Here is a 3,038-nt window from a genome sequence, read left to right as displayed (position 1 = left end):
TCGGCGGAACCGCTCACGTACGTGAACGTGCCGTCCCCGTCTATGAGGACGACCTTGTCCTGCGCCTGATCGAGTAGCAATCCGAGCGGTTCAGACGCGGTCATACTTCCGTTCCCGCCCGAGTGTGTATAACAGTCACGACCGTCCGGATCCGCCGGACGATCGCGGGCGAGCCGCGGTGCCGGAAGACCGCGGCGCGACGGGGCGTGCTCGGTCGGTACGAGCGGGATCCGTTCAGTCGTCGCTCGCCGAGAGCGCCTCCTGGATCTCTTCCAGCTTGAAGTACGACGCGAGACCGAGAATCGTCACCGGCCACAGACCGACGAACTGCCCGCGCTGCTTGTCGCCGCGCACGTAGTAGAAGTACAGCGCGAGTGCGACCGACCCGACCGCCGCGAACACTGCGGGTCCGAGTCCGTCGCTGCTGACCTCTTCGACCACTTCGACCGCCGTTTCCTCTGTTGTGTCGCTCACACACTTGTAACGTCCTAGACAGTGATATGTGTTTCCTCGCCACAGACCTCGATCCGAGTCCCGATCGTTTCACACCGTCGTCGGTGTCACGACGACCCGGATCGCTCTCTCCGGAACACGAGTACGAAGATCAGGACCGACAGCAGCACCATGACCGCCGCGAACGCGCGCTCGTCGTCGATAACGGCGTCGACCGAAGTCGGAAGCATACAACTCCGATACGGCCCCCACGACAATATACCTCGGTGTCGGTGACGAACGGGTTCCGTCGGCACCGCGACTCCGATGAGTGGCACGCTGCCGCTCGGACCACCGAAGACTGGTCCGATTTCTCACGAACCGCACGAACCGCACGAAACGATTTGAGGCTGAGGACCGTACCATGGGTATGCGTGACATTGACCCGGACACGTTGATGTTGGTGGCGGGCGTGGTGATCTCGCTGATCGCGCTCGCGGAGCTGTATCCGCTCTGGAAACGTCGCAAAACCGACCGACGGTGACCGGCGTCTCGTCCGCGAGCCCGACTTCGGCGGCGACGGGCCGGGCGGTGCCCGTCAGACGTGTTCCGCGAGGAAGTCGACGATCCCGCGGTACGCCTCGATGCGGTTCTCCAGTTTCGCGAAGCCGTGCCCCTCGTCGTCGAAGATCAGCTTCCGGACGGGAACGCCCTGCTCGCGAGCCTTCTCGACGATCTGTTCGGCCTCGCCGACCGGGACCCGCGGGTCGTTCTCGCCGTGGAGGACGAAGAGGGGGGCCTCGATCCGGTCGATGTTGTTGATCGGCGAGACCGACTCGAGGAACTCCCGGTCCTCCGCCAGCGAGCCGTACTCGGCCTCGCGCAGCGAGCGCCGCCAGTCGCCGGTGTTTTCGAGGAACGTGACGAAGTTCGCGATGCCGACGATGTCGACGCCGGCGGCCCACAGCTCCGGGTACTCCGTCAGCGACGCGAGCACCATGAAGCCGCCGTAGGAGCCGCCCATCGCGACGATCCGGTCCGGGTCGACCTCGGGGTGGTCGTGGAGCCACCCGACGCCCTCGCGGATGTCCTTCACCGAGTCCATCCGCTTTTCCACGTCGTCGAGCCCCGAGTACGCCTTCCCGTACCCCGAGGAGCCGCGGACGTTCGGCTCGAAGACGGCGTACCCGTTGTTCAACAGGTACTGCGTGACCGACGCGAAGGAGGGCCGCCGCTGTGACTCCGGCCCGCCGTGGATGTCGACGACGACGGGGTACCCGGACTCGGGCGGCTCCGTCTCCGGCACGGAGAAGAACGCCGGGATGTCCCTTCCGTCGAAGGTGGGGTAGTGAACCAGTTCGCGCTCGACGAACGAGTCGCGCGGGATCCCCGCGGTCGAGGCACGTGTCCACCGCTCCGCTTCCCCGCTTTCCGCGTCGACGACGTAGACGTTCGCGTTGTGGGTGCTGCCCGTCGCGGTCACCGCGAACCGGTCGCCCTCGGGGCCGAAGCTCACGCCGCCGGCGACGCCGTCCGGGAGGTCCGGTTCGGGGAACTCGTCGATCCGGTCGGGCGCGACGAGTTCGCCGACCGTGAGTTCGGTGTAGCCGTCGACGTTCCGGGAGTAGACGAGCCGGCGCGAGTCCTCCTCGACCGCGACGCCGTCGACGTTCCACTCGCCGCCGTCGGCGACGACGGCGAACTCGCCGGTGGCGAGGTCAAGCCGCTCCAGGCGGAGCGTGTCGCTCTCGCGGTCGGTGACGAGGTAGACGCCCTCGCCGTCCGGTCCCCACTCGGGGCTGCTGTAGCGGGCGTCGCCCTCGTGGGGCGTGTGGTGGGTCAGATCGCCGGTCGCGAGATCGAGGGTGTAGAGGTCGTGGTCGAACGAGGAGTGCGCCTCGTGGACGATCAGGCGGTCGTCGCTCGGCGACCAGCCGGCGACCGAGAGCCAGCCGTCGCCCTCGTGGACCAACTCGGCGTCGTCGCCGGTCTCGTCGCGGCCCTGAACGTAGACGTCGAAGACGGCCTCGTCGCGGCGGTTCGACGCGAACGCGAACCGGTCGCCGGTCGAGTCCCACCCGCCCCACCGGTGTTTCGCCTCGGGCATCGCCGTCAGGTCGGTGATCGCGCCCGACTCGTAGTCGAGCCGGTACAGCTGCGCGCGCTCGTTGCCGCCCTCGTCCATGCCGAAGACGGCCTCGGACCGCTCCGGCGAGGAGTCGACGAAGGAGACGGACTCCTCGAAGAAGGTGTGCTGTTCGGGCCACGACTCCGGCTCGCGGACCGACCACACCTGCCCCGTCCCGGTCGTGTTGAGGAGGAACGAGAGGCGGCCGTCGGGACCGAGGTCGGCACCGCCCGCGTTCCGCACGTTCAGGTAGCGCTCGATGTCGTACTGTCGCATGCTACTCGGTTCTGCGCGTGCCGTGAAACCGTTTCGGGTGACGGAATCCGCGCCGCGACTCCGGCTCCGGCCCGCGTCTCGGCCCCGGTCTGACCCGCGCCGCCGCGCCGTTGCGTCCGGCGGTCAACACGTCGTCCCGCCCGGATGCCGTGTCTTTTTACCGGCTGCCCCCGTGCGGTCGGCGTATGCGCGTCGTATAACT

The 3,038-nt window shown here is 67.7% G+C and carries 3 protein-coding genes; all 3 read right to left on the bottom strand.

Annotated features, from left to right (window positions below; translation table 11 throughout):
- Positions 1 to 234: 234 nt before the first annotated feature.
- The gene (locus tag BN903_RS13815) at positions 235 to 474 is read right to left on the bottom strand and encodes a hypothetical protein (RefSeq protein WP_048078287.1); all 240 of its coding nucleotides are present in this window, start codon (positions 472 to 474) and stop codon (positions 235 to 237) included.
- An 86-nt stretch (positions 475 to 560) separates the two neighbouring features.
- Positions 561 to 683, bottom strand: coding sequence for a hypothetical protein (locus BN903_RS18375; RefSeq protein WP_255331292.1), 123 nt, complete (start codon positions 681 to 683; stop codon positions 561 to 563).
- A gap of 347 nt (positions 684 to 1,030) precedes the next feature.
- On the bottom strand, positions 1,031 to 2,836 hold the full coding sequence (locus tag BN903_RS13810) for a S9 family peptidase (protein ID WP_048078286.1): 1,806 nt from the start codon (positions 2,834 to 2,836) through the stop codon (positions 1,031 to 1,033).
- Positions 2,837 to 3,038 lie beyond the last annotated feature (202 nt).

It is taken from the genome of Halorubrum sp. AJ67, from assembly GCF_000513435.1.
The sequence above is the reverse complement of the archived record's forward strand: the minus strand, read 5'-3'. Positions and strand labels throughout refer to the sequence as shown.

Coding starts and splice junctions, on each gene's coding strand:
- BN903_RS18375 (WP_255331292.1), bottom strand. CDS start 683: ATGCTTCCGACTTCGGTCGACGCCGTTATCGACGACGAGCGCGCGTTC.
- BN903_RS13810 (WP_048078286.1), bottom strand. CDS start 2,836: ATGCGACAGTACGACATCGAGCGCTACCTGAACGTGCGGAACGCGGGC.